The sequence below is a fragment of the Mycobacterium parmense genome, from assembly GCF_010730575.1.
Taxonomy (GTDB): Bacteria; Actinomycetota; Actinomycetes; order Mycobacteriales; family Mycobacteriaceae; genus Mycobacterium; species Mycobacterium parmense.
Window position 1 is genome coordinate 2,287,411 of record NZ_AP022614.1, and the last position, 25,751, is coordinate 2,313,161.

The window sequence follows — 25,751 nt, forward strand, 5'->3', positions numbered from 1 at the left end:
GGTGGCTCATGGGCGCTGAGCCCACTCGGCGGCCAGCAGCCGGCGGGTCTCCCGCAGCAACTGCGGAATCACCTTGGACCCCCCGATGATGGTGATGAAGTTCGCGTCGCCGCCCCAGCGCGGGACGACGTGCACATGCAGGTGCTCCGCCAGCGAGCCACCCGCCGACGTGCCGAGGTTCAGGCCGACGTTGAAACCGTGCGGACGCGACACGTTCTTGATGACGCGAATCGCCTTCTGGATGAACGACATCAACTCCGCGCTCTCCGCGTCGGTGAGGTCTTCCAGTTCCGAGACCCGCCGGTAGGGCACCACCATCAGATGCCCCGGGTTGTACGGGTAGAGGTTGAGCACGGCGTACACCAGCTCGCCGCGCGCCACCACCAGGCCCTCCTCGTCGGACAGCCGGGGAATGTCGGTGAACGGCTGCTCCGACTTGGCCGAGGAGTTGGCGGCGTCCCGCTTCATCGGCGCCTCGGCCAGGTAGGTCATCCGGTACGGAGTCCACAGCCGCTGCAGGTGGTCCTCCTCGCCGACGCCGGTGTCGAGGATGGCGTCGTCGCCGTTGGCGCGTTCGCGGTCGCTCACTGACCGGCCACCTTCACCAGTTCGGCTGTGGGAGCAGCGTTCTCACGATCAGCGATCCACGCCACGATGACGTCGACCGCGGCGTCGCGGGGCACGCCGTTGATCTGGGTGCGGTCACCGAAGCGGAAGCTCACCGCGCCGGCCTCCACGTCGCGGTCACCGGCCAGCAGCATGAACGGCACCCGCTGGCTGGTGTGCTGGACGATCTTCTTGGCCATCCGGTCGTCGCTGGCATCGACCTCGACCCGTACACCGCGCGACTTCAGTTGTGCCGCAACTTCTTTCAGGTAAGCCACGTGCTCGTCGGCCACCGGGATGCCGACCACCTGCACGGGCGCCAGCCACGCCGGGAACGCCCCGGCGTAATGCTCGGTGAGGATGCCGAAGAACCGCTCGATCGACCCGAACAGCGCGCGGTGGATCATCACCGGGCGCCGGCGGGTCCCGTCCGGGGCGGTGTACTCGAGGTTGAAGCGCTCCGGGAAGTTGAAGTCCACCTGGATGGTCGACATCTGCCAGCTGCGGCCCAGCGCGTCGCGGGCCTGCACCGAGATCTTCGGGCCGTAGAAGGCCGCGCCGCCGGGATCGGGAACCAGCTGCAGGCCCGATTCCTGCGCGACGTTGGCCAGCGCGGCGGTGGCCTCCTCCCAGATCTCGTCGGAGCCGACGAACTTCTCCTCGTCCTTGGTCGACAACTCGAGGTAGAAGTCCTCGAGCCCGTAGTCCCCGAGCAGCTCGAGCACGAAACGCAGCAGCGACGCCAGCTCACCGTGCAGCTGTTCGCGGGTGCAGAAGATGTGCGAGTCGTCCATGGTGAACCCGCGGGCCCGGGTCAGCCCGTGCACCACGCCGGACTTCTCGTAGCGGTACACCGTGCCGAATTCGAAGAGCCGCAACGGAAGTTCCCGGTACGAGCGGCCCCGCGAGGCAAATATCAGCGTGTGCATCGGGCAGTTCATCGGCTTGAGGTAGTAGTCCTGCCCGGGCTTGCGCACGTTCCCGTCGTCGTCGTACTCGGCGTCGAGATGCATCGGAGGGAACATGCCGTCGGCGTACCAGTCCAGGTGCCCCGAGGTGTGGAACAGCTGCGCCTTGGTGATGTGCGGAGTGTTGACGAATTCGTAGCCGGCGTCGATGTGCCTGCGCCGCGAGTACTCCTCCAGCTCCCGGCGCACGATGCCGCCCTTGGGGTGGAAAACCGCCAGGCCGGAACCGATCTCGTCGGGGAAGCTGAACAGGTCGAGCTCGGCGCCCAGCCTGCGGTGGTCGCGGCGCTGCGCCTCGGCGACCAGCTCGAGGTGCCGGTCGAGCGCCTCCTGCGATTCCCATGCGGTGCCGTAGATGCGTTGCAGGCTGGCGTTTTTCTGGTCCCCCCGCCAGTAGGCGGCCGAGCTTCGGGTCAGCTTGAACGCCGGGATGTGCTTGGTCGTCGGGATGTGCGGCCCCCGGCACAGGTCGCCCCAAACCCGTTCCCGCGTGCGGGGATTGAGGTTGTCGTAGGCGGTGAGCTCGTCGCCGCCCACCTCCATGATCTCGTCCATCTTGTCCTGGGCCACGGACTTGTCGTCGACGAGTTCAAGCTTGTACGGCTCGTCGGCCAACTCGGCGCGCGCGGCGTCCTTGGACTCGTAGATACGCCGGTCGAACAGCTGCCCGTCCTTGACGATCTGACGCATCCGCTTTTCCAGCTTGTCCAGGTCTTCGGGGGTGAACGGCTCGGCGACGTCGAAGTCGTAGTAGAAGCCGTCGGTGATGGGCGGCCCGATGCCCAATTTGGCGTGCGGGAACAGGTCTTGGACGGCCTGGGCCAGCACGTGCGCGGTCGAGTGCCGGATGACGCTGCGACCCTCGTCGGTGTTGGCCGCCACCGGGATCACCTCGGCGTCCGCGTCGGGCGCCCAGCTCAGGTCGCGCAGCTTGCCTTCCGCGTCGCGCACCACCACGATCGCGTCGGGCGTGCCCCGCCGCGGCAACCCCGCCGCGCCGACCGCGGCGGCCGCGGTGGTGCCGGCAGGGACCCGGATCAGGGCTGCCTGCGGCGAACGCAAGCCCGGCGCAGCCGGGCGCTGCGGGTCGCCGCCATTGCCACCTGCGTCGGGGTGTGCGGGGGCGCTCATCGCGTGTTTCTCCAAGGTGTGGGTGCCGTGTTCGGTCGATGCCATGCTATCGGGGCCGAACGGCGTCAGGGTTGCCCCGGCTTGAGCCGCACGAACAGGGCCTCGGCCTCCGTCAGCAGCGTGTCACCCTCGGTGAGCCGGCCTGACACGAAGATCTTGCGGCCGTCCACCCGGTCGATGCCGGCGTCGAACTGCAGATCCGTCTCGATCGGCACGATGTGGCGGTAGTCGATCTTCAGGTAGGCGGTCCGCTGGTAGGGCCCGCCGGTGAGCACCGACGACGTCAGCCCGAGCACCGAGTCGAACAGCATGCCCAGGCAGCCGCCGTGCACGGCGCCGTTACGGCCCAGGTGGAACCGAGCGAAACGGGCCGAGCCGTGCACGCGGCCGTCGTCGCCCTTGCGGGCCCACATGGGGACCGACAGGATGTTGCCGCGTTGCGGCAGGTCCATCCGGCGCCCCGACGGCGACTCCCATTCGTCGGCGTCGAACGGGGTCAGCAGCTCCGAGACCTTCTCGAGCAGGTCGGCGGCCTCGGTGATCAGCTCGTCGGGCGCGTCGACCGCGCGGGCCAGATCCTGCACGCGGCGCACCGCCTCGATGAACCTGCCGTAGTCGGGGCCGCCCTTGGTGGTCGGTTCGGGCCGGTTGAATCCGCCACCAGGGTGCGTGTTGGTGTCGCCGGCCACCAGGACACCGTATCGGTGGCCGGCGCCGCCGGGGTCTCAGACCGTCTTCTGGGCCCCGGCCGCGGCCAGCGTCTCGAACTCGTCGTCGCTCAGCGTGATCTCGGCGGCGGCGACGTTCTCCTCGAGGTGCGCGACGCTGGACGTGCCCGGGATGGGCAGCATCACCGGCGAACGCTTCAGCAACCAGGCCAGCGCCAGCTGCGACGGCGTGGCGTCGTGCTCGGCGGCGATGCGCTGCAGCGGGCCGTCCGGGGCGGCCAGCGGACCGGCGGCCAGCGGGAACCACGGGATGAAACCGATCCCCTGGGCGGCCGCGGCATCCAGCAACGCCTCGGCTCCGCGCGCGGCCAGGTTGTACATGTTCTGCACCGACACGATCTCGGTGATCTGCCGGGCCGCGTCGAGCTGGTCGACGTCGATCTCGGACAGGCCGATATGACGGATCTTGCCCTCGTTCTTCAGCGCCAGCAGCTCACCCACCTGGTCGGCCAGCGGGAAGTTCGCGTCGATGCGGTGCAGCTGGAACAGGTCGATGGCCTCGACGCCGAGGCGGCGCAGGCTCATCTCGCATTCCTGCCGCAGATAGCTCGGATTGCCCAGCGGGATCCAGACGTCGGGGCCGGTGCGCAGCAGCCCCGCCTTGGTGGCGATCACCAGGCCGTCATAGGGGTGCAGGGCCTCGTGGATGATTTCCTCGGAGACGTACGGGCCGTAGGAGTCCGCGGTGTCGATGAAGTTCACGCCGAGTTCGACGGCCCGCCGCAACACCCGGACGCATTCGTCGCGATCTGCGGGGGGACCCCAGACCCCCTTGCCCGTCAGGCGCATCGCGCCGAATCCCAGCCGGTTGATGGTCAGGTCGCCGCCGAGTGTGAACGTTCCCGACGCCTCGGCAACAGCTTTCGAGTTTTGTGCGGTCATTTCTACGACCGTACGCCGCGCGGCTGGCCGCGTGACCCGGCGTGGCAAGCTGGACCACGTGGACCTGGCAGCGCTCGAAGAACTCCCCCTGACGTACCCGGAAGTCGGCGCGACGGCGGCCGGCGCGCTGCCGGCGGGATACGGCCATCTGCACGTGCAGACCCAGATCGGCACGGGCCGAGAACGTTTCGAGCGGGCCGCCGACGCGGTCATGCACTGGGGCATGCAGCGCGGCGCGGGGCTGCGGGTGCGGGCCAGCTCGGACGAGGCGGTGCTGGACGCGGTGGTGCTGGTGCGGATGGGCTTTCTGCCGGCGCCCTGCCGCGTGGTGTACGTCATCGACGAGCCGGGGATCCGCGGATTCGCCTACGGAACGCTGCCGGGTCACCCAGAGTCCGGCGAGGAGCGCTTCGTCGTCCGCCACGATCCCGCCACCGGTGCGGTGTTCGCGGAGGTGACGGCCTTCTCGCGGCCCGCGACGTGGTGGAGCAGAGCGGCCCGCCCGGTCGTCTCGGTGGCGCAGCGCGTCATCGCCCGGCGCTACCTGCGCGGGGTGTGACGGGCTGCCGTCAGCGGCATTGACTGCCTGCCGCCAACAGCAGTATTCCGCCCGTCGCCAGCGCAAGCACCTTGACCGCCTCCAGGCCGATGTATGCGTAATGCGCCCGCGAGCGCGGCGCGTCTCGGCCGGCGAGCACCTCATCGGAGCGCCGAGTGAGCACCGGGCGCACGGCGATCAACTGGACGGCCAGCGCGGCGAGGCCCGCGGCGAATGCCGCGACCACCGGCACGCGCGTCGGACCGGCAACCAGCGCAGCCGCGATGACTGTGGCCAGGACCACCTCGGCGGTGTTCAGCGCGCGAAACACCAAGCGCCCGATGCCGAGTCCGATCCGCAACGTCACGTCCGGCGCGCGGAACTTCAGCGGGGCCTCCAGAAACGAGATGGCCAGCACCATGCCCAGCCAGACGAAGGTCGACGCGACGGCGACCGCGGGACCCGCGGTCACCCGCCCGCGGCGCCCACGGTGAGGTGGGCCAGGCACAGGTCGGGTTCGGCGAACGGTTCGAGCCCGTCGACCGAGATCGGCACCTGCCAGCTCTGAACGGTGCCCTGCATCAGGCCGAGGTGGACCGGGCAGACGACGCTGGCCCGGTTCTCGGCGAGTTCCAGGAACGGGCAGTGCCGCAAGCCGATCTGCTGCTTGCCGTCGACGGTGCGGCGCTCGGGCGCGAAGCCGAGTTCGTCCAGCATGTCGACCAGGTGCTCGACGGCGTCGTCGGCGGTGGAGCCGGCCGGTGGCGCCGGCGGTATCGCGTCGGGCTTTCGTGCCCACGATCGCCCCGCGGCCACGGCCCGTTCGTACGCGTCGGGCTCGGCGGCAAAAGCCGACGCCAGGATCTCGGCGAGCATCCGGTAGTGCCGGGTGCCGCCGCGGTCCATCTGCCGGACCGCGCGAAACATCAGCGGCGGGCGTCCGGGTCCCTTGCGGCTGGGCTCGACCTGCTCCACCTGCCCGTCGCCGACGAGGCTCTCGAGGTGGAACCGCACGGTGTTGGGATGCACCGCGAGGAGATCCGCGATCGCGGCGATGCTCATCGGATCCGGCGAGGCGCGCAGCACCCGTAGTACCTCGCGGCGGCGCCCGGCGGATTCCCCAATCGACGTGGCGATCTCCCTCACGCTCCCTTCCCGCGGACGGCTCGGCGGTGACCTGTGTGGGCGAGGCGGCGGGCGGTCCCCGTCGGTAGCGGTCGCGCCGGCCCCATTTTACTCAGCAAGTCTTGTACAAACGCCGTCATCTCGCCCGTCGAGGACTTGCGTTCGCTGCTCTGGTGACAAACGCCTCTGCCCTGTGCACCCGCGACGTCAATACGGTCATCGACGGGTGGCCAAGCCCACTTCCAGCAAAAGCCCCCGAAAGGACATGCCATGTCATCGCGTCACGCACCCATGGGAATCGTCGTCGGCATCGACGACTCACCGGCCGCCAGAGCGGCGGTGCGGTGGGCCGCACTCGACGCCGAGCTGCGCAAGGTCCCGCTGACGCTCGTGCACGCAATCTCACCGGAGGTGTCGAGCTGGTTGAGGACACCGATGCCCGCCGGCGTGCTGCGCTGGCAGCAGGATCACGGCCGCCGACTGGTCGACGGCGCGCTGAAGGTCGTCGAGGAGGCCTGCCGGGACGGGGGTCCCACCGCGGTGAACACCGAGATCATGGCTTCCGGCGCCGTCCCCACCTTGATCGATCTGTCCAAGGACGCGGAGCTGGTGGTCACCGGGGCGCAGGGCAGCGGGCGGTGGCCGGGCCGGCTCCTCGGGTCGGTGAGCTCGGCGCTGCTGCGCCACGCGCACTGCCCGGTCGCGATCATCCACGACGACGAGGCCGCGACGCCGCCTTCGGCGCGGGCGCCGGTGCTGCTCGGCATCGACGGCTCGCCGGCATCGGAGTCGGCGACGGCGATCGCCTTCGACGAGGCCGCGCGCCGCGGCACCGGCGTCGTGGCGCTGCACGCATGGAGCGATCAAGACTCCGAGTTCTCCGAGATCGACTGGCCGGCAACACAATCGATGGCCGAAGAGGTGCTTGCCGAACGGCTGGCGGGCTGGGGCGAACAGTACCCGGATGTGCGGGTGAGCCGCAGCGTCGTGCGGGCGCAGCCCGCGCGGCAGCTCGTCCAGCGCTCCGACGAGGCCCAGCTGGTGGTGGTCGGCAGCCGTGGCCGGGGCGGATTCGCCGGGATGCTGGTGGGGTCGGTCGGTGAGACCGTCGCCCAGATGGCGCGGGTACCGGTGATCGTGGCCCGGGAACCGGGCTGAGGCAGGGCGGCGAACGCCGACCGCCGCCGAAGTGCATGGTCGCCTATCGGCGGACGACGAGCACCGAGCACTCGGGATGGCGGAAGAGCGGATGCCCCGCCGGCCCCACCAATTTCGCCAGCTGATCGGCCTCCGAGCCGCTGATCACCGCCAGCTGGACGCGCTCGTGGTTGGCCCGCAGGAAGCTGGCGATGGCCGCCCGGCTGAGTATCGGGTAGACACGCACGTCGGGATGGCGCTGCCGCCACTGCTCGATGCGGCGCACGAAGACGCCGTCCTCGTGATCGGTGAGGTCCTCCGGCCGGCCCGCCAGGACCAGCAGGGGGGCCCGGCGCAGCCGCGCCTCGGTCGCGGCAGTGCCGACGACGGCGTCGTTGTCGGGCGCGTCGCTCATTCGGACCACGATCCAGTTGACGTCCGGCGGGGGATGTTCGCCCCCGGAGCGGATGACGGCGACGGGGCAGTGTGCGCGCTCGGCGAGTTCGGTTGCCGCCGAGCCCAGGATCGAGCGGGCATAACGTCCGATCCCGACGGATCCGACGCATACCAGGACGGCGTCGCGGGAGGCCTCCACCAGCACCGGCGCGGGCGGCCCGCGCAGCACTTCGGCTTCGACGACGACCGGCTTTCCACTCGCCTCGATCGCGGATTGCGCTGCCCGCAGCGCGGTTTCGGCATGGGCGAGATCGCGGGCATAGTCATCCGGCGACGGGTGCGTCGCCTTGATGACCGCGGTGAGGTGCAACGGCACCCCGCGGCCGATGGCCTCGTCGCAGGCCCACAGCGCCGCCGCGACCGCGGCCCGCGAGCCGTCGATCCCCACCATGACCGGTTTCATGGCGCCGTCACCGGCGTCCGGGGCGCGGCGAGACGGTAGACGTCGACCAGGCGCGCCACATCGGTGGGCGTGACGATGCCGACCACCCTGCCGTCCTCGACGACCAGGGCGCGGCCGGGGGATCCGGCCGGCGCCATGCGCTCGAGCAGTCTGGTCAGCGGCTCCTGCGGGGCGGCGGTCGGCACCGCTTGCATCGGCAGCGCGATGTCGCCCACTCTGGTCGCGGCACGCCGGGCCGGGGCGACGCCGCGCAGCTGCGTCAGGGTGACCAGGCCGACGATCGTTCCGTTCACGTCGGCGACCGGGTAGGCCGAGTGCCGGTCTCCGAGCACGTACCGCTGGATGAAGTCCTCGACGGTGATCCAGCCGGGGGCGGTGTGCGGCCGGGCGGTCATCGCGTCGGCGACGCGCACGCCCTCGAACATCTGCTGGGCGGTGATCCGGCCTTCCTCCTCGCGGCTGGCGGCGAAGATGAACCAGCCGATGAACGCCAGCCAGACGCCGCCCACCAGACCGCCGAACCCGAATTCGACCAGGCCGAGCCCGATCAGGACGAACGCCAGCACCCGCCCGGCGCGCGCCGCGCCGATGCCGGCGCGCACGCTGTCGCCGTGACGGCGCCACAGATAGGCCCGCAGCACCCGGCCGCCGTCCAGCGGCGCGCCCGGCAGCAGGTTGAACAACCCGAGCAGCAGGTTGATACCGGCCAGCCACGACGCGACGCCGACCGCGATCGGGGCGGCACCGACGGTGCGCAGCGCCGCGACCAGGCCGCCGAACCCCGCCGCCAGCGCCAGGCTGGTGGCCGGACCCGCGATCGCGATGCGTAGCGCGGCCCTGGGCGTCTTCGCCTCGCCCTTCAGTGTGGTCACGCCGCCGAACAGCCACAGCGTCACGTCGCCCACCGCGACTCCGAAATGGCGGGCCACCAGCGCGTGCGCCAGCTCATGGGCGACCAGCGACGCCAGCAGCACCACCGCACCGCACCCACCCGCAAGCCAATATGCTTGCGGTGCATAGCCCTTGGCGCTGCTCGGCAGTGTGCTTGCCAGGCTCCAGGTGAACAACCACAGGATGACCAGTACGCTCCAGTGGACCTTCACCGGGAACCCGGCGATCCGCCCCAGCGGGATCGCGTCGTGCACGTCTCCAGCCTTCCGTTCGAGGCGGTCCGTTCACCGCTTTCCGCCCAAAGCTAGGGCGGCGCGACGGCCATCGCTAGGGTCGTTGGACCTTGCGCGGGCGGCCAATTGGCCTTGCCACGATGGATCAGTTGACGATCTTGATGACCGGCCGGATCGGCTGGGTGCCGGGCAGCCGCTCGACCCGGTGCTTGACGCCCAGCAGCATCGCGCGGGTACCCAGCGCGATCACCGGCCGAAGCAGCTCCATGGCGAAAACCTCGCCGGGATGCCGCAGCGCGATCCTGGTCCGGGTCAACAGCCGCACCCTGTCCTCCCAGTGTGGCTGAATGTGAAACGACCACACCATGTCCCAGCGCCGGCCCGCTCGCGTGGACTGCAGCACAAGATACTTCTCGGGCGCCACCGCGGCGACGCTCATGGTCACCCCGCCGGGCAGCCCCATCCAGCCCTCGGGGGCCAGGCGGACCTGGTCGCCCATCGCGAGGTGCTGCCATTCCCGGCGGATGGTGTCGGCGTCGCGATGACCGATCTGCAGCAGCCAGGGCCAGACCGAGGACACGGGCGCGTCGATGTACACCGCCTCGGTCGTCTGGATGGCCGGGTCGGCCACCGCGGCGTCACCGGGCAGCGGCATCCGGCTTTCGGCCTTGGTCGCACCCCAGTTGCGGTAGTACCGTCGCGCGCCGTAGAGGACCGCAAGCAGTGTCGCCGTCTCGCCGATCCGTCGTGTCAGTTTGACCATGGCGCCAGTCTGGACGCGTGTGGCGTTCGACCACCAGGGTCAATGGTCGGGGACTTTGGGCCCTATCCGCAATCTCGGCGTGACGGAATAATGACCTCGGTTGACGTAACTTGGCTGCGGCAGTTGCGTGGCGAACGAAGGAGCCTGACGGCTATGGGTGCTGACCCACCGTTGTTGTTGACCGAGACCGACGTGGACGCCCTGGCCGCGGAATTCCTCGACTCCCGTTACCTGGGAACGACTTACGCCGACTGGTCCCCCGATCGACGCCTCGACACCTTCCTGCGGCGACGGGGGCTGTCGCGCGTCGCCGACGACGGCGACCTCGCCACGGTGGTCCTGGACCGCGTCATGGTCCATGTGGGCCGCGCCGCACGGCCCACCCGTTAGTCAGCGCATCCCCCGGCGCGGGCCCGCCAGGGCGCGCTCCAATTCGGTCAGACACTGCTCGGTCAGCGGTATCAGCGTGTCGATGTCGGGCACCGCTTCGGCGCCCGCGGCATAGCCGACTCCCAGCCGGTCGGCGTACGAGCAGGTCGTGACGTTGAGCGCCATCCCGTCGTAGACCGTCGACACGGGGTAGATCTCCTCGACATGCGCACCGTTGAGGTACATTTCGGCACCGGGGCCGGGCACGTGTGAGACGGGCAGGTTATAACCGGTGCGCAACTTCGGGGTGAACGGCAGCAGCGGGCCCAGCACGGTCGCGGCGATGCTGCCCGCGTTCGTCAGCAGCGAGGCCGCGGACCCGCGCTCGCCCACCCAGCGCTTACCTTCGGCCATCGACCGGTGGACCAGATCCAGCCGCGCAACAGGATCGTCCAGGTCGGTGCCCAGGGGGCACATCCACAACCCGAACTTGTTGCCGTGCGCCTCGTTCGCGGCGTCACTTTCGCGGTCCCGCACCGTGATCGGGCAGGCGGCCACCAGTGTTTGCCCGGGCAGCTCACCGCGTTCACCCAGCCAGCCGCGCAGAACGCCCGCGATCGTCGCGGTGACCACGTCGTTGGCCGTCACCCCGGCGGCCCGTTGCACGGCCTGGATCCGGGCCCTCGCCCAGCTGCCCGCCGCGACCGCCCGCCCCGAACCCAGCCGGCCGTTGAACCGAGTATGTGGGGCCCCGAACGGCAGCACGGTGGTGTGACCGACGAGGGCATCGAGGACGGTCGACACTTCACCGGTGAGCACCCGCCCGGCCAGCCCGACGCTCGACGACGCCGCGTCGACCAGTGAGCGCAGCGGCGCGATCAATCGGGGCACCAGCCCGCCCGGCGCCGGCGCGGATTCTCGGCGACTGTCCGCGTAGAAGGGCGGCATCGACCGCCGTTGCGGGTCGGCGCTCAACGCATCGGTGATCATCCGCAGACCGGCTACACCGTCGACGACGGTGTGGTGCACCTTGATGTAGAGAGCGAACCGGCCCCGATCGAGTCCGTCGATGAGATACGACGCCCACATCGGGCCGCCGCGATCGAGCCGCTCTGCATCCAGCTCGCCGATCAAGCGCCATAAGCCCGCTTCGGACACGCTGCGGCGCTGGCAGTACCGCTGCAAATCAAGGGTTTTCGCTTCCCGCCACACCCACAACCCGCCCGTGTCGATACCGCGGTGTGGATATCGACGCAGCCGGGGGTCGACCGCATGGGCGCCCGCGAGCGCCTCTCGATACACCTCGTCCACGTAGTCGGGGCGCACGCCGTCGGGCGGCGCGAGGATCAGCACGGCGCCGACATGCATCGGGCTGGCCAGCAGCTCGGCCGTCATCATCGCGGCGTCCAGCGGATCCAGGGGATGCATGCCGATTCCCCCGATCAGGCGGGGCGGCGCTGCGTCGACGCCTCGTCCAACAGCCCCGACTGGTGCAGCGCGGCCTCGATGAACCGCTGCACCGGGCGGGCGCGGAAGAAACCGGTGTGGCCGCCGGGGTACCAGACGATCTCGGGTTTGCCCCAGTGCTCCCAGAGGCGAACCACCTGATCGCGGGGGTGCACCACTTGATCGGCGACACCTGCGTAGATGAAGCGGCCGGGCTTGGGCACCAGAGGCTCGAGCGAAAGCGGAGACATCATCCGCCCGACGGGTTCGGCCATCTCCATCGTTGCACGGCGCGGGTCGTCGGGCGCGAGGCCGGAATGCCGCCGCAGCAGCCCCATCAGGTCGGCCACCGGGACACCGAGAATGGCGCAGACCAGGCCGGTTTCGAGGCTGGCGACCAACGCGGCGATGTAGCCGCCCAGCGAGAGACCGTTCAACCCGATCTGTGAGCCGGGCTCCTCGGCACGTATCCACGACAGCAGCCGCCTGATGTCCCAGACCGCCTGAGCCGTCGCGTGCACGTCGTCGAGGACATCCTCCCCCGGGAACACCGCGCCCTTGGGCAGTCCCCGCGCCCGGGGCCCGTGCATCGGCAGGACGGGCATGACGACGTTGAGGCCGAACTCGTCGTGCAACCGCCTGGACCGAAACAGCGCGAGATCGAGTGCGGCGCGGCCCATCTCCGTTCCGTGTATACACACCAGCCACGGCCGGGGCTCGGGATGGCGCAACAGCAGCGCGTACTCGCGGTCGTTCGCGGTGTAGCCCAGCCAGCGCTGCGCACCGGGTTCACCCGGCCGCGGCCGGTACCCACTGTCGAAGAACAGGCGATCGTAGGAATTCTTGCCGCCCTTGACTTCTCGGACCGTGACATCGGTGAGCGGCGGCGGCGCGGCGAAGAACCGCTTGGGCTTGTCCAACATTCCTTGCGTGCCGTAGAAATCCAGGGCGGCGACCACCTCCCGCGTGATGCGCTCGAACACGTCGGGGCGGCTGACCGGGCGGCGCGCCTTGAGCCCCAGCAGGACGACCTCGTCGCGGAAGGCCTGTGCCGCCAATGCGAGCGTGGGCCGTGCGATGGGGAGCTCGTCGTGCGATTGCCCCAGATAGTCACGCCACACTCCGGCCAGGTACCGACCGGTGTGGGTGAAAGGGCCCGCGACGCCGCCCAGGGGTCTCGCCATGGCAGAAAGCTAACAGCCCCCGCGACGTCGGGTTAGGGACTTACGTCCCGGTGCCCGCCCCGAAAGTCCCCGGTTGGCCGGGCGCGCAAAGGGCTTGCTGATGTGAGCATCGCGACGCGTTCGAGGGGACTTTCGACACTCGCGCCGCTGTCCGGCCGACAGTAACGTCGGGGCCGCCGCAAACGTCAAGCGGCGCCGAACATGTTGATGAGGAGCAAGATCATGGCAGAAGCACCGGCTAAATCCGAGCCGCGTTGGGCCGAGCTTTCCGACGACGTTCTCGAATCGGTCGAGGCCGGGCGCAAGCAGGCCATCGAGGCCGTGCGCAAGTTCGTCGATCAGATCAGTCCCGTGCTGCCCGAGCAGTCGCGGCGTAAGACGGTCGTCGACGCCGCCCTGGACCTCGCAGACGAACTGGTCACCACGCGGATCGAATTCTTCCGCAGCGTGGTGCGCAGCGCCGGCGAGGTGATGAGCAAGTAGCCTTTCCGCCGGCTTTTTCGCCGAGTGTGCGTTCCCGGCGTCCAGGGCGGCCAGGGCGGCGATACGCCGACTGACGCCACCCTGAGCGCACACTCAAAGCCCTTGTTGCACAATTGAAAACGCTCGCCCCTAGTCGAAGGCATGGATCACCTGACGTGCCACCTGCTGGACTCGCCGGCACGTGCGGGCATCGAGGGCCGGGCCGTCCGACTCGGGGATCTCTCCCGTCGTCGTGACCACCCCCGGCTCCTCCTGATGCCAGCGGGCGTTCACCGCGGCGCCCAGCGCGCGTGCCGGCGGGTTGTCGGAAAGGACCCGGGCGTGGAAGCGTTCGACGGCGCCGACGCGCGCCGCCACCGCCAGCGCGCCGAGCAGCATTGTGCCGATTCCCCTGCCCTGATAGGCATCCGCGACGGTGAGAGCGACCTCCGCCGACGACGCGTCGTCCTCGTCGCGGATGAAGCGCGCGTCGGCGACGATGGCCCCGTTCGCGCTGTCGACGACCACCCAGACGAAGTGGTCGACGTAGTCGACCTCGAACAGGTACGCCAGCCGCGCCTCGGTCGGCGCGGCACCTTGGTACCTGCGGTAGAGGGTCTGCCGCGAGAACGCGCCGTTGCTTGTGAACCGCTCGGCGTCACCGGGCAGCACCGGGCGCAACAACAGGGGGGCGCCGTCTTTGGTCGAGAATGGGATCGGGGTGATGTTGGCGGCCAGGCGCCCTCGCGCGGTGCGGACCATGCTGTCGGCCACCGCGGGCATGGCCAGCATGCAATCGAATGCGGCGCTGTATCCGGTGTAGCCGCGCACGGCGTCCTTCGCGATCACCGTCGCGGTTCTGGCCTTGCGCCGCAGCAGCGCGATCTCGCCGACGATCGTCTCGGGCGACAGCACGGTCACCACGGTCTGGCCGTCCGGGGCGACGTGCCTGACCTCGACGCGACCGGACGCGATGATCGCGAAGGACAAAGCCTGCTCGCCCTGGCACATCAACACGTCGCCGGCGCCCGCGGCCAGAGGCGAAAGGCCGGCAGCCAGCGCGGTCAGTTCGGACGCCGGGACACCGGCGAACACCTGCAGCGTCGCCAGACCAGCGGCGTCGACGTTCGCCGCTGCATCCGCCGGCGGCGCCGGACCGCGCCGCCGGGCCGGCGATTGCGAACCGGTACCCGCGGGCCGCGCCTCCACCCGACATACCGTAGCGGCCGCCGCGGGCGCCGACTGCGGAAGTAAGTGGACGAACGCGGTGACAAAAGGCCTTTGCACCCACCCGAGGGCCATTCGCCTACCGTCGCGTGACTTTCGTCACTATCCCCACCGGGGCCGGTCGCGGCAGCATCGAAGGGGCTCGCGCCCCACACACCACCGGTATCCGGTTCGGCCTCAACGGATTAGCACATGAAAACAGCTCTGGCCACAATGGAGCGGCCCGACCTCAGCAAGATCGAGAACCGCGCGCCCTCCGTGGCGCACATGTTCCTCGCTCGCGTCGCCGCCACCCCGTACGCGGAGGCGTTTCGTTATCCGCACGACCACGCGTGGGAAAGCGTCACCTGGCAGCAGGTCGGCGAGCGCGTCTGCACCCTCGCCGCGGGCCTCGTTTCGCTGGGAATCGCCCCCGAGGACCGGGTCGCGCTCGCGTCGTCCACCCGCTACGAGTGGGTGCTGGCCGATTTCGCCATCATGTGCGCGGGTGCGGCGACCACCACGGTGTATCCGACGACCAACGCCACCGACGTCGCATACATCGTCGCCAACTCCGGAAGCCGGGTGGTGATCGCCGAGGACCGCGTGCAGCTCGAGAAGCTGCTCGAGCACCGCGCCGAGCTGCCGGACGTGAGCAGGGTCGTCGTCATCGACGGCAACGGCGACGGTGACTGGGTGATGTCGCTCGCCGAACTCGAGCAGATGGGCAAGCAACTGCTCGCCGACTCGCCGGGCGCCGTCACCGATCGGGTCGCGTCCGTCGGCCCGGACCAACTGGCCAGCCTCATCTACACCTCGGGCACCACCGGCCGGCCCAAAGGCGTGCGACTCACGCACGGCGCGTGGACCTACACCGCGGCGGCCATCGACGCGCTGGGCATCCTCGGGCCGGACGACCTGAACTTCCTGTGGCTGCCCCTGGCCCACGCGTTCGGAAAGGTGATGCTGGCGTTGCCGCTGCAGATCGGCTTTCCCACTGCCATCGACGGCCGTGTCGAGCGGATCATCGACAACCTCGCGCTGCTGCGACCCACCATCATGGGCGCGGCGCCGCGCATCTTCGAGAAGGCTCATGCCCGCATCGAGGAGATGGCCGCCGAGCAGGGCAGGTTCACCAAGAAGGTGTTCGACTGGGCGGTCGGTGTGGGCCTGAAGGTGTCGGAGGCCCGGCAGGCCGGCCGCAAACCGTCGCTGGCGTCATCGCTGGCCTACCGGGTGGCCGACCGGCTGGTCTTCAGCACCATCCGGGAGCGGTTCGGCGGGCGGCTGCGGTTCTTCGTCTCCGCGGCCGCCGCCCTGGACCGTGACGTGGCGCAATGGTTCGACGCCGTCGGCATCGTGGTGCTCGAAGGTTACGGCCTCACCGAGACCGCGGCCGCGTCATTCATCAACCGCCCCAACGCGTATCGATTCGGGACGGTCGGCCTGCCCTTCCCGGCCACCGACGTCAAGATCGCCGGCGACGGCGAGATCCTGCTCAAGGGGCCCGGTCTGATGGCGGCCTATCACGGCCTGCCCGACGCCACCGCCGAGGCGCTCGACGGGGACGGTTGGTTTCACACCGGCGATGTCGGCGAGGTCGATGCGGACGGGTTCCTGCGGATCACCGACCGCAAGAAGGACATGTTCAAGACCTCGCAGGGCAAGTACGTCGCACCCTCGGCCATCGACGCGAAGTTCAAGGGCCTTTGTCCCTATGTCAGCGAGCTGGTGGTCTACGGGGAGGGCAAGCCGTACTGTGTGGCGCTGGTCAGCCTCGACACCGAGGCCATCACCGATTGGGCCGGCAAGAACGGGCTGGGCGGCAGGCCCTTCGGCGAGATTGCGCGCGATGACAAGACGCGTCAACTGATCTCCGGCTACATCGACGCCTTGAACGCCGAACTGAACCGGTGGGAGCAGGTCAAGGCGTTCACGATCGCCGATCGCGAATTATCAATCGAGGCAGGAGATTTGACGCCGAGCATGAAGCTTCGCCGCAAGGCGGTCATCGGCAAGTTCGCCGACGACCTCGACGCTCTCTACCAACGGTGACGACGGGCCACCCCGCGCCGGCCGCGTCGCGCCTCGCATCGTTGGTGGCTGCACGCGCGGCACCATAGGGACGAAAGTCCTCTACCTGCTGGCCAACGACTCTCGTGGAACCGCGTCGGGCCTTCCTACGGTGTTGGCATACGCCACCCCAAGACCGAACCAAGACGTGAAGAGGAAAGAGGCATGGCATGCAATCGGAGCGCCTCACCTGGCTGGTGAAAGCCCAAGGCCCGTTCGCCTCGGTGTACTACGACGACTCGCACGACACCGAGGACGCCGTAGAGCAACTCGAAACCAGATGGCACCTGATTCGCCGGCGTCTCGAAGAGTTGGGCGCCGATGCGGGCGTCATCCGCATGGTGGAGCGCGCGGTGCTGCACCACCGGCCGGCGATCGGCCACCGCGGCCGGGCGGTGATCGCGACCCACGAGCAGGTGCTGATCAACGATCACCTGGTCAGTCCGCCACCGGCAATGGAGATTCGCCTGTCGGATTACCCGTACGTCGTTCCGCTGATCGACCTGGAGATACGGCGCCCAACCTACGTCGTTGCGGCCATCGACCGTGCCGGTGCGGATATCAGCATCTACCGCGGCCGCACCGTGAGCTCCACGAGCATCGACGGCGGTGGTTATCCGGTCCACAAGCCGGCCACCGGCGGCTGGCATGGCTACGGCGACTACCAGCACACCACCGAAGAGGCCATCCGGATGAACTGTCGAGCGGTCGCCGACGAACTCGTGCGACTGGTCGACAAGGCAAACCCCGAAGTCGTATTCCTTTGCGGAGAAACACGATCGCTGGCCGATCTGGTCTCCGAGTTGCCGCGGCGGGTCACCGAGCGGGCATCGCAGGTGCATTCCGGGGCACGCAAGATCGGCATCGACGACGACGAGATTCGAGAACTGGCCTCGGCCGAGTTCGCTCGGCGTCGCGACGCGGAGATGACGGGTATCGCCGACCGCTTCAGGGCCGAAGTCGGGCGCCGCTCGGGGCTGGCCGCCGCCGGGCTCGCCGACGTCTGCTCCGCATTGCGCGACGGCAACGTCGAGACCCTCATCGTCGGCGAGTTGGGTGACGCCACCGTGGTGACGGGGCGCTCACTGTCCACGATCGCCACCGATGCCGACGCGCTGTCCGAGCTCGGCGAGCCGATGCAGCGAGTGGTGCGCGCCGACGAGGCTTTGCCCTACAACGCGGTCGCGGTCGGCGCCACGCTGGTCCGGGCCGACGGCGGGTTGGCCCTTGCCGACGGGATCGGTGCGGTGCTGCGGTATGCCGCCGACAGCGTCGCCCGTCGCGGCGCCTGACAGGAACCGGATAGCAAAGTTGGAGCGGCGGTCCCGGACGGGGGGATTCCCGGGACCGCCGCAGCATGGGGGTGCGCCCGGCGCGGCGACGCGCTCTGCCTATCCGCAGACTCAGTGGTGCCGGCCGGTGAGCGGGCGCCGGGTGCCGGCCAGGCCACGTTCGTGGTGCTCTTCGTTCAGTACGTCGACGTGGCACGTCCTGGTTGCCTCACCATCGCCCACCATCGCCAGTCTCCTTGCGTCGCGAGGTGATTCGCTTGGTTACATGGGAGCATCGGCGGGCGGGCGCAAAGTAGGGGCGGAAGTCCTCATTCCGCGGGGTCGTTCGTCCGCTCGCCGGCGGGGCCGACGGTCGCCCACGCATTTCGGGGCGTCGCCGACGGGCGAACAAATTAATCGATAAAACGCCGCATTTCTTAATCGACATTATTGCTGGTTGTCATCAACCGTTTCGTCGACGTATATCGACAGGCCCATAAAGTAACGGGCGTGTCCGACCTCCCGACACAAACCACGTATTCGCACGCCTCCCGGCGGCGGCGTTCGTTGCACCACTCGGGCGACGACCGAAGACAGGCGATTCTGGCCACCGCCGAACGGTTGCTGGGCGAACGGCCGCTGGCCGACTTCTCCGTCGACGACCTGGCGAAGGGCGCGGGGATTTCGCGGCCCACGTTCTACTTCTACTTCCCGTCGAAGAATGCGGTGTTGTTGGCTCTGCTCGACCAGATGAACAGCAAGGCCAACGCCGCGCTGCGGGTGCTGGGGGGCGATCTGTCCGGCGACCCGGAGACGGTGTGGCGAACGCGCATCAAATCCTTCTTCGAGGTGTCCGGCGCCCACCCTGCGGTCGCCGTGGCGGGCGCGGCGGCGAAGTCGACCAACCCCGAGGTCCGTCAGCTGTGGTCGACGCTGATGCAGCGGTGGATAGGTTTCACCACCCTGGCGATCAAAGCCGAGCGCGGCAAGGGCGTGGCGCCCGACACGATCCCGGCCGAGGACCTTTCCGTGGCGCTGAACATGTTGAGCGAGCGGATGATGGCGGCGACCTTCACCGCCGAGGAGGCGTCGATCCCGGAAGGCCAGGTGATCGACGCGCTCGTTCACATCTGGCTGGCCAGCATTTACAACTCGTAGGTCACAGGGAGCGCACCAGCGCGGCCCGACCCCTGGTGCGCAGCCTGTGCAGCGCCGAGCCGCGGTACCGCTCCATCATGGCCGCCATCTCCTCGCCCAGTTCCTCGAGTTCCGCGTCGCTGATCTCGACCTCGGGGGGCGCGGGAATCAGGTCGCGTTCCTCCTCGTCGGCGTGCGCCTCCAGCACGGTCTTGAACGAGTTCCACTCGTCGGGGTAGCCGGGGTCGCTCTGCGGGGTCTTGAGCAACACCGAAAGCTGGTCGACCACCTGGCGGTGCTCGGCGTGCGCGATCGCGATCAGCTTGGCGGCCCGCTTCAGCGCCGGGTAGTACAGGTCGTCCTCGATGCGGAAGTGGATGTCCAGCTCGATCAGCATGTCGTCGAAAAGGGCATGCCGCTCTTCGGACTCGACCGGCGCCTCGCTGATCTTGCGGCCCAGGCCTTTGAGCACCACGTGGTGTTCCTTGAGCACGTCATAGGCGTTCACTGCGCTTCTCCTTCTCCGATTCCGATTGCTCCGCCCGCGACCGGCTCCCGCCCGCCGCGGACTTCGACCATTCCGTTGGCCAGCCGGGCCTCATAACACGGCAGCGGGGCCGCGGCCGGACCGCGCAGCACCTCCCCGGACTCGGCCGCGAACCAGGATCCGTGCCAGGGGCACACCAGCCTGCCGCGGTCGAGCCAGCCGTCGGCCATGGGGGCGGCGAGGTGCGGGCAGAACTCGCCGAACGCCGTGACGCCTCCCGGTCCGGTCCGGCACAGCACCAGTCCCACCCCGTCGACCTCGACGCGCACCGGCTTGCCGTTCAGTGAGCTCGCCGGCAGCACCGGCGTCCATTTGGTGGTGCGCAGCCGCTGCCCGGATCGGTCGGTCCCGATGCCGGACTCGAACACCAGCGCCCCGCCGAGGTAGCTGCCCGCCACCGTGAGGCCGTAACCCACGGCCGTCAGCGCGATCCCGCGGCGGTTGCGGCCCCGGCGGCGATCCCACCAGGATTGCGCGTAGAGCGCCGTCGCGGCCAGGTTGATCAGGCCGTGCACCGCCCCGACCCGCCGATCCTCCTCGTGGGTGTGTTGCCAGTCCGTCACGCCGGTGAGCGCGGAGCCGATGCTGGCCAGGATGCCCACCCCCAGGGCCCGGCCGGCGAACCGCGACGCGTCGCGGACCTCGGTGGCCGGCTGCCCCGGCAGCAGGCTGAGCGCGTCGAGCGCGACGGTCGTGCCGAGCGCCCCGCTGGTCAGCGACGCCAGCGGCGGGTGCGCCGGGTGCCCGAGCCAGACGCCGTGCAGCGCGTTGGTGACGGTGTCGCGGGCGCCGCCGAGCCCGTTGTAGGCGAAACTGACTAGGTGCTCGAACCGGTAGCTGGGCCGGTCCAGCCATTCCTGGCGGCCGATGGCGGCGATCGCCCGCGCCCCTAGCTTGCGCAATCCCTGGTTTCCTGACCCGCTCATCGCACCAGTCCCTCCTCGAATTCGAAAGCCAGACGGCGTAGCGCCCCCGAACCGATTACCCCGTCGTTGCGTGCCCTCACATCCGCGTCAGCCCTGCCCCGACCACGCTAACTTCGCCCCCTTGCCCCTGATTGCCAGTTGCCTGTGAATTACCACAAAGTGGACTTGTAGAAACGGCGTAGTCCGGCTCCGGACCCCCTCAGAGGAGGGTGAGCACCGCCGCGCCCAGGAATCCCGCTGCCATCACCGACGACGCCGTCACCGCGGTGGCCCGCCATCCGAAGCTGCGCGCGACCATCGCGACGCCCGGGATGCTGGCCGCGGGGAGGGTGACCAGCAGCGCACCGATGGTCCCCGAGGAGGCGCCGAGCAGCGCCAGGCCCGACAGGATCGGAATCTCCCCCGCCGTGGGGATCACCATGAGCGTGCCGACGATCGCCGCGACCGCCACGACCAGCAGGCCCGTGAGGAAACCGTCGCCACCGGGGTGCGTCGATTGCCCCGCGGCGAGCAGCCAGCCCCGGAACGCTCCGACGAGAAGCACCAGGACCGCATACTCGGGCAACAGGATCGCGGACAGCCGCAGCAGCGCCCACGTGAACCCGCGCGGCCCGCGCCCGCCCTCGTCGCCCGGCGCGGCGACGGTCGCGGGCGGCCCGCCGGTGACGCTGCCGACCAGCGCCCCGACGCCGAGCACCACGGCCAGGCCCACCACCGCCCTGGTGACCGTCCACTGCCAAGGCGCAACGAAGAGCAGGAACACCAGCACCGCGGGGTTCAGCAGCGGGTTGCCCAGCCAGTACGCGACGGCCGCGGGCAGACCAACTCCGTTGCGCCGCAACGTGACGGCGACCGGGGCGGCGCAACAGGTACACATCATCGACGGCATGCCGGCAACCGCGCCGGCCAGCGCACTCGAGACCGGCCGGCCGCGGTTGAGGACCCGCGCCGGCCACGACCCGGGCAGCAGCGCCTGAATCGACGCGCTGAGCAGCAGCGCCACCACCAGCGCCGGCCAGATCGAGCCCAGGTAGGCGTGGAAGAACGTCGTCGCGGCGTGCCACGTCGGGCCGTCCCCGGCCCGCACCCCGCCGACCTTCAGGATGCTCGACCCCGACCAATGGCGTGTGCGTTGGGCTTTCGCCGCTTTCGCGACGTAGGGCAACCATTTCGCCCAGAGCAGTCCGGCCACGAACACGGCCAGCGTCGCGCAGACACCGACCCCATTCGCTTTCAGGCGCGTCGCCACGGTCACCGACGCTATTGCAAAACAATCCGCCGCACTCGCCGAGGTGGCCGTTTCGGGGTTTGTCGATCACTCGCCGAAATGGCTCCGACACACGATTCCCGTCACCTATTAGTCTCGGCTTCGTGCGCGGGGTCGTTCGGGACGGGTATCGCCGGTATGTCGCCATCGGTGACAGCCAGACCGAGGGCTTGTGGGACGGCGACGACGGCATCGGCCTGCTCGGGTTCGCCGATCGACTGGCCGCGAAAATCGATTCCCTCTACCCGGGGCTGCAGTACGCCAACCTGGCGATCCGCGGCAAGCGGATCGCCGACGTGCTCGCCGAGCAGCTCCCGCCGACCCTGGCGATGCGCCCGGATCTGGTCACCGTCTGCGCCGGCATGAACGACGTGATCCAGCCGGGACGGTCATTCGGCCCCGCCCTGCGCGACCTGGAGGTGCTCTACGCCGCGCTCGCCGGGTCGGGCGCCACGGTGGTGACGACGACCTTCCCCAATGTCGCGCAGTTCCTCCCGCTCGGTCGGCTGGTGTCGGCGCGGCTCGCCCGGATCAACGGCGCCATCCGGGCGGCGGCCGACCGGTACGGGTTCCGGCTCGTCGACCTGTACAACGCCGCGTCGATGCGCGAGCTGGACACCTGGGCCATCGACCGCGTGCACGCCTCCACCAGGGGGCACATCCTGTTCGCCGCGGCGGCCGCGGAAGCACTGAATCTGCCTGACACGAACCATGATTGGGCCTATCCCAGCCTCAACCCGACGCGGCGCTCGCTGGCCGGCGGCGCATACGAACAGCTGCGGTGGACCCAGGGCGCGCTGTTCCCGTGGATCTGGCGGCGCCTGCGCGGCATGTCGTCGGCCGACGGGCGCGAGCCCAAACGGCCGTGGCTGGAGCCGCTGACCACGCCGAGCCGGTCGGGCGATGGCGCGCCGGCGGCAAACGGGGACATCACCGCGCAGACCAACCGCACGTCAGGCATCCTTGACGCATGAACGTGGAGGCGCTGCTGCACACGATTCCGCCACTGGCGGTCTACCTCGTGGTCGGCGGCGTCGTCGGCGTCGAAAGCCTGGGCATCCCGCTGCCCGGCGAGATCATCCTCGTCAGCGCGGCGCTGATGTCGTCGCATCACGACCTGGCCGTCAATCCGATCGGTGTCGGCGTCGCCGCGGTGATCGGCGCCGTGGCCGGCGACTCGATCGGCTACGCGGTGGGACGCCGCTTCGGCATGCCCCTCTTCGATCGGCTGGGCCGCCGCTTCCCGAAGCACTTCGGCCCGGGGCACGTCGCGCTCGCCGAGAAGCTGTTCGGCCGGTGGGGCGCCCGCGCGGTGTTCCTGGGCCGGTTCATCGCGCTGCTGCGGATCTTCGCCGGCCCGCTGGCCGGCGCGCTGAAGATGCCCTACCCGCGGTTCCTGACGGCCAATGTCTCGGGCGCGATCTGCTGGGCGGGCGGCACCACCGCGCTGGTGTACTACGCCGGGATGGCCGCCGAACAGTGGCTGCAGCGGTTCTCCTGGATCGGACTGGTCGTGGCGGTCGTCGTCGGGATCGGCGCCGCAATCCTGTTGCGGGAGCGCACCGCGCGCGCGATCGCCGAATTGGAGGCCGAGCACTACCGCAAGGCCGACACGGCCGCGGCCTGAGGGAGGCGCCGGCCGGCTAGCCGACCGCCTCGCCGGCGTCCCGGGCCGCCACGGGCCGGTGTTCGTCGATGAGGGCGCGGCCCATCTTCCGGGCGCGCAGGGCGGCGTCCAGCTCTCCGACGGCGGCAAGCACGATGGCTCCCTTCATCAGGATGTGCCACGACGACGCGAAGTCCTCGACGTCACTGAGCCCGGCCGCGAGTGCGCGCCGCCGTACGATGTCGCGGACGTGGCCGATGTGGGTGATGCAGGCTTGCCCCACGGGATGGTCGGCCCCCAGTTCGAGCAGCACGTTGATGAACGAACAGCCTTCGTAGCCGTCGCGCAGCTGGAACCAGTCGTGCATGACGTCGAAGATGGCCAGCAGCTGCTCCTCGGGGGTGGCGCCGCGCAGCCGTGACTGCTCCTCGATGAGGCCGTGGGTCCAAAGCTCCTCGCGTCGCGACAGCACGGCCAGCACCAGGTCGTTCTTCGTCGCGAAGTGACGGTAGAGGGTGGCCTTGGCCACGCCGGCACGGTCGATCACCTCTTCGGTGCCGACCGCACGAATTCCACGCCGGCTGAACAGCTCGTAGGCCGCGGTGAGGATGCGTTCACGAGCCGACGGGGCCGGGGCCACGACATCGGGTTTCGCCATACCGGCCTTACCATACTCTTAGCGCGACACGTGTAGACAGACCGCCCTGTCTCGTTATAGAACAGAGGTTCGCACTTCGCGAAAGTCTGTCTTCAGACAAAAGGACGGGCATCCATCGCTGCGTCACCGACGCCAGTCGATCAGGGGGTCCACATGAGTCCAGTCATTGCGGAACGGATGCCAACCACGCATCTGATGCTCAGCACCCGTCTTGTCTACGAACTGGGTGACCCGCACAGCACGCTGAGGGCGACCACTGACCGCTTCGGCCCTGCGGTGCTCATCAACGCCGGGGGCGAGATCGACGCCTGCAACGAGCACACGTGGCGCCGGCTCGTCGGCGAGGCGGCCGGCGTCGTCACCGCGCCCGGGCCTTTCGTCGTCGACGTCACCAACCTCGACTTCATGGGCTGCTGCGCCTTCGCGGTGCTGGCCGACGAGGCGCGGCGGTGCCGGCAACGCGGCATCGAGTTGCGGCTCGTGAGCCACCGCTCGATCGTCGCCCGGATCGTCGACGCGTGCGGACTCAACTCGCTGCTGCCGGTCTACCCAACGGCCGACTCCGCGCTGGTGGGCGCCGCGCGCTGACCATCGGTCCGCGTGGGCACCGACCGGGTCGTCCGGCTCGATGAGCGATCATCCCACCTTCGGTGCCGAGGAGGAGTTTCTCCTCGTCGACCCGCGCACGGGCCAACCCGCTGCGCGCAACGCCGAGGTGGCCGCGGAGGCTGAGCGCCGAGGGGTGCAGCTGCAGCTGGAATTGAGCAGCTGTCAGGTCGAGACCACGTCCAGCGTGGCCGCGACCAGCGCCGAGCTGGGCGCAGAACTCGCCCGGTTGAGGCACACCGCCGCGCAGGCGGCCGAGGCCACGGGGGTGCGGCTGCTGGCCGCGGGGCTCCCGCCGGTCACCCCGCACGCGTTCCCCGTCACGGACACCCCGCGGTACCGACGCATCGGAGCGCAGTTCGGAATGATCGCGCACGAGCAGGGCATCTGCGGGTGTCACGTACACGTGCGGGTGCCCGATCGCGCGGCCGCGATCTACGTGAGCAATTGGCTGCGGCCGTGGCTGCCGTCGCTACTTGCGCTGTCGGCCAATTCGCCGCTGTACCGCAACGCCGACACCGGCCACGCGAGCTGGCGAAGCGTGCTCTGGAGCCGCTGGCCGGCCGCGGGGCCGCCGCCGTTCTTCACCTCGCCCGAGGACTTCGACCGCACGGTGCGCCTGCTGGTCGACGCGGGAGTGATTCTGGACGAGGACATGGTCTATTGGGATGTGCGCCCGTCGGCCGACTTCCCGACGGTCGAGGTCCGCGTGGCCGACGTCCCGGCCACGGTCGCCGAGACCGTGCTGCTGGCCACCCTGATCAGGGCGGCGGTGATGACGGCCCTGGCCGCCCGCGACTCTGGCGATCATGTCGCGCGCCTGCCCCCGGGCGCGCTGCGGGCCGCCTACTGGAAGGCCGCGCACGACGGGCTCGCCGGCCACGCGCTCGACCTGGTTGACGGGCGCGGAGCCGTCCCGGCGCGTGAGCAGTTGGGCGCGCTGGTGCGACGCCTGCGTCCCGCGCTCGACACTCTCGGCGAGTACGACCGGGTGGTCGACGAACTCGACCGGGTCGCGGCGCGGGGTAACGGGGCGATGCGGCAGCTGAGGGCCTGGCGAGAACACCGCGACGCACTCGACGTCGTCGCGGCAATCGCCACCGCCACGCTCGAATGACCTCAAACGCCGTGC

At 69.7% G+C, this 25,751-nt stretch carries 27 protein-coding genes; 11 read left to right on the top strand and 16 right to left on the bottom strand.

Annotation, left to right across the window (positions count from 1 at the left end):
• Window positions 1-6: 6 nt before the first annotated feature.
• From G6N48_RS10165 to G6N48_RS10180, 4 genes are all read right to left on the bottom strand, one after another.
• Window positions 7-588, bottom strand: coding sequence for an HIT family protein (locus G6N48_RS10165; RefSeq protein ID WP_085268095.1), 582 nt, complete (start codon window positions 586-588; stop codon window positions 7-9).
• Window positions 585-2,705 carry a threonine--tRNA ligase gene (gene thrS / locus G6N48_RS10170; protein ID WP_085268142.1) on the bottom strand — a complete coding sequence of 707 codons (2,121 nt, stop codon included), beginning with the start codon at window positions 2,703-2,705 and terminating at the stop codon, window positions 585-587. The genes G6N48_RS10165 and thrS overlap by 4 nt, the downstream gene beginning before the upstream one ends.
• Before the next feature lie 65 nt (window positions 2,706-2,770).
• Entirely contained in the window at window positions 2,771-3,394 is a 624-nt protein-coding gene (locus G6N48_RS10175; RefSeq protein ID WP_085268096.1) for a PaaI family thioesterase, read from the bottom strand.
• A gap of 36 nt (window positions 3,395-3,430) precedes the next feature.
• Window positions 3,431-4,315 (bottom strand): aldo/keto reductase, encoded by an 885-nt coding sequence (locus tag G6N48_RS10180; RefSeq protein WP_085268097.1) that lies wholly within the window; start codon window positions 4,313-4,315, stop codon window positions 3,431-3,433.
• A gap of 58 nt (window positions 4,316-4,373) precedes the next feature.
• Here G6N48_RS10180 and G6N48_RS10185 point away from each other — a divergent pair, with 58 nt between their 5' ends.
• The gene (locus tag G6N48_RS10185; RefSeq protein WP_085268143.1) at window positions 4,374-4,874 is read left to right on the top strand and encodes a DUF1990 family protein; all 501 of its coding nucleotides are present in this window, start codon (window positions 4,374-4,376) and stop codon (window positions 4,872-4,874) included.
• A gap of 10 nt (window positions 4,875-4,884) precedes the next feature.
• Here the strand turns inward: G6N48_RS10185 and G6N48_RS10190 are convergent, their stop codons facing one another.
• Both G6N48_RS10190 and G6N48_RS10195 read right to left on the bottom strand, forming a co-directional pair.
• Window positions 4,885-5,325: a hypothetical protein gene (locus tag G6N48_RS10190; RefSeq protein ID WP_085268098.1), complete on the bottom strand. Its 441-nt coding sequence runs from the start codon at window positions 5,323-5,325 to the stop codon at window positions 4,885-4,887.
• Complete coding sequence (locus G6N48_RS10195; RefSeq protein WP_085268099.1) at window positions 5,322-5,999, bottom strand: helix-turn-helix transcriptional regulator; 678 nt, start codon at window positions 5,997-5,999, stop codon at window positions 5,322-5,324. The genes G6N48_RS10190 and G6N48_RS10195 overlap by 4 nt, the downstream gene beginning before the upstream one ends.
• 249 nt (window positions 6,000-6,248) lie before the next feature.
• Between G6N48_RS10195 and G6N48_RS10200 the strand changes: the two genes are divergently transcribed.
• A complete protein-coding gene (locus G6N48_RS10200) occupies window positions 6,249-7,136 on the top strand; it encodes a universal stress protein (protein ID WP_085268100.1) in 888 nt (295 codons plus the stop codon).
• A 43-nt stretch (window positions 7,137-7,179) separates the two neighbouring features.
• On the opposite strand, the gene G6N48_RS10205 is transcribed toward G6N48_RS10200, so the two are convergent.
• From G6N48_RS10205 to G6N48_RS10215, 3 genes are all read right to left on the bottom strand, one after another.
• Complete coding sequence (locus tag G6N48_RS10205) at window positions 7,180-7,974, bottom strand: universal stress protein (protein ID WP_085268101.1); 795 nt, start codon at window positions 7,972-7,974, stop codon at window positions 7,180-7,182.
• A complete protein-coding gene (locus tag G6N48_RS10210; protein WP_085268102.1) occupies window positions 7,971-9,119 on the bottom strand; it encodes a site-2 protease family protein in 1,149 nt (382 codons plus the stop codon). The genes G6N48_RS10205 and G6N48_RS10210 overlap by 4 nt, the downstream gene beginning before the upstream one ends.
• Before the next feature lie 124 nt (window positions 9,120-9,243).
• A complete protein-coding gene (locus G6N48_RS10215) occupies window positions 9,244-9,861 on the bottom strand; it encodes a hypothetical protein (protein WP_085268103.1) in 618 nt (205 codons plus the stop codon).
• A 177-nt stretch (window positions 9,862-10,038) separates the two neighbouring features.
• On the opposite strand from G6N48_RS10215, the gene G6N48_RS10220 reads away from it, so the two are divergent.
• Window positions 10,039-10,251, top strand: a complete 213-nt coding sequence (locus tag G6N48_RS10220) for a hypothetical protein (protein ID WP_179969935.1) — start codon at window positions 10,039-10,041, stop codon at window positions 10,249-10,251.
• On the opposite strand, the gene G6N48_RS10225 is transcribed toward G6N48_RS10220, so the two are convergent.
• Both G6N48_RS10225 and G6N48_RS10230 read right to left on the bottom strand, forming a co-directional pair.
• Complete coding sequence (locus G6N48_RS10225) at window positions 10,252-11,658, bottom strand: wax ester/triacylglycerol synthase family O-acyltransferase (protein WP_085268105.1); 1,407 nt, start codon at window positions 11,656-11,658, stop codon at window positions 10,252-10,254.
• A 14-nt stretch (window positions 11,659-11,672) separates the two neighbouring features.
• A complete protein-coding gene (locus G6N48_RS10230) occupies window positions 11,673-12,860 on the bottom strand; it encodes an alpha/beta hydrolase family protein (protein WP_085268106.1) in 1,188 nt (395 codons plus the stop codon).
• Between the two features lie 222 nt (window positions 12,861-13,082).
• Here G6N48_RS10230 and G6N48_RS10235 point away from each other — a divergent pair, with 222 nt between their 5' ends.
• Window positions 13,083-13,343, top strand: coding sequence for a hypothetical protein (locus G6N48_RS10235; protein ID WP_085268144.1), 261 nt, complete (start codon window positions 13,083-13,085; stop codon window positions 13,341-13,343).
• A 129-nt stretch (window positions 13,344-13,472) separates the two neighbouring features.
• On the opposite strand, the gene G6N48_RS10240 is transcribed toward G6N48_RS10235, so the two are convergent.
• Window positions 13,473-14,432 carry a GNAT family N-acetyltransferase gene (locus G6N48_RS10240; RefSeq protein ID WP_372511319.1) on the bottom strand — a complete coding sequence of 320 codons (960 nt, stop codon included), beginning with the start codon at window positions 14,430-14,432 and terminating at the stop codon, window positions 13,473-13,475.
• Window positions 14,433-14,741: 309 nt separating this feature from the next.
• On the opposite strand from G6N48_RS10240, the gene G6N48_RS10245 reads away from it, so the two are divergent.
• From G6N48_RS10245 to G6N48_RS10255, 3 genes are all read left to right on the top strand, one after another.
• Entirely contained in the window at window positions 14,742-16,583 is a 1,842-nt protein-coding gene (locus tag G6N48_RS10245) for an AMP-dependent synthetase/ligase (RefSeq protein ID WP_085268108.1), read from the top strand.
• A gap of 188 nt (window positions 16,584-16,771) precedes the next feature.
• On the top strand, window positions 16,772-17,893 hold the full coding sequence (locus G6N48_RS10250; RefSeq protein ID WP_085268109.1) for an Rv2629 family ribosome hibernation factor: 1,122 nt from the start codon (window positions 16,772-16,774) through the stop codon (window positions 17,891-17,893).
• A gap of 489 nt (window positions 17,894-18,382) precedes the next feature.
• Entirely contained in the window at window positions 18,383-19,030 is a 648-nt protein-coding gene (locus tag G6N48_RS10255; RefSeq protein WP_085268110.1) for a TetR/AcrR family transcriptional regulator, read from the top strand.
• Window position 19,031: 1 nt separating this feature from the next.
• On the opposite strand, the gene G6N48_RS10260 is transcribed toward G6N48_RS10255, so the two are convergent.
• The 3 genes from G6N48_RS10260 to G6N48_RS10270 all read right to left on the bottom strand — a co-directional run bounded on the left by G6N48_RS10260 (window position 19,032) and on the right by G6N48_RS10270 (window position 21,731).
• On the bottom strand, window positions 19,032-19,517 hold the full coding sequence (locus G6N48_RS10260) for a hemerythrin domain-containing protein (RefSeq protein ID WP_085268111.1): 486 nt from the start codon (window positions 19,515-19,517) through the stop codon (window positions 19,032-19,034).
• Entirely contained in the window at window positions 19,514-20,482 is a 969-nt protein-coding gene (locus tag G6N48_RS10265) for a Rieske 2Fe-2S domain-containing protein (RefSeq protein ID WP_085268112.1), read from the bottom strand. Before G6N48_RS10265 ends, G6N48_RS10260 begins: the two co-directional genes overlap by 4 nt.
• 199 nt (window positions 20,483-20,681) lie before the next feature.
• Window positions 20,682-21,731: a permease gene (locus tag G6N48_RS10270; protein WP_232066589.1), complete on the bottom strand. Its 1,050-nt coding sequence runs from the start codon at window positions 21,729-21,731 to the stop codon at window positions 20,682-20,684.
• Window positions 21,732-21,853: 122 nt separating this feature from the next.
• On the opposite strand from G6N48_RS10270, the gene G6N48_RS10275 reads away from it, so the two are divergent.
• Together G6N48_RS10275 and G6N48_RS10280 are read left to right on the top strand one after the other, a co-directional pair.
• A complete protein-coding gene (locus tag G6N48_RS10275) occupies window positions 21,854-22,723 on the top strand; it encodes an SGNH/GDSL hydrolase family protein (protein WP_085268114.1) in 870 nt (289 codons plus the stop codon).
• On the top strand, window positions 22,720-23,376 hold the full coding sequence (locus tag G6N48_RS10280; protein ID WP_085268115.1) for a DedA family protein: 657 nt from the start codon (window positions 22,720-22,722) through the stop codon (window positions 23,374-23,376). The genes G6N48_RS10275 and G6N48_RS10280 overlap by 4 nt, the downstream gene beginning before the upstream one ends.
• Window positions 23,377-23,392: 16 nt before the next feature.
• On the opposite strand, the gene G6N48_RS10285 is transcribed toward G6N48_RS10280, so the two are convergent.
• The gene (locus G6N48_RS10285; protein WP_085268116.1) at window positions 23,393-24,013 is read right to left on the bottom strand and encodes a TetR/AcrR family transcriptional regulator; all 621 of its coding nucleotides are present in this window, start codon (window positions 24,011-24,013) and stop codon (window positions 23,393-23,395) included.
• A 153-nt stretch (window positions 24,014-24,166) separates the two neighbouring features.
• Between G6N48_RS10285 and G6N48_RS10290 the strand changes: the two genes are divergently transcribed.
• The gene (locus tag G6N48_RS10290; protein WP_179969866.1) at window positions 24,167-24,601 is read left to right on the top strand and encodes an anti-sigma factor antagonist; all 435 of its coding nucleotides are present in this window, start codon (window positions 24,167-24,169) and stop codon (window positions 24,599-24,601) included.
• 40 nt (window positions 24,602-24,641) lie between these two features.
• A complete protein-coding gene (locus G6N48_RS10295) occupies window positions 24,642-25,736 on the top strand; it encodes a glutamate--cysteine ligase 2 (protein WP_085268117.1) in 1,095 nt (364 codons plus the stop codon).
• The last annotated feature ends 15 nt before the right edge of the window (window positions 25,737-25,751 follow it).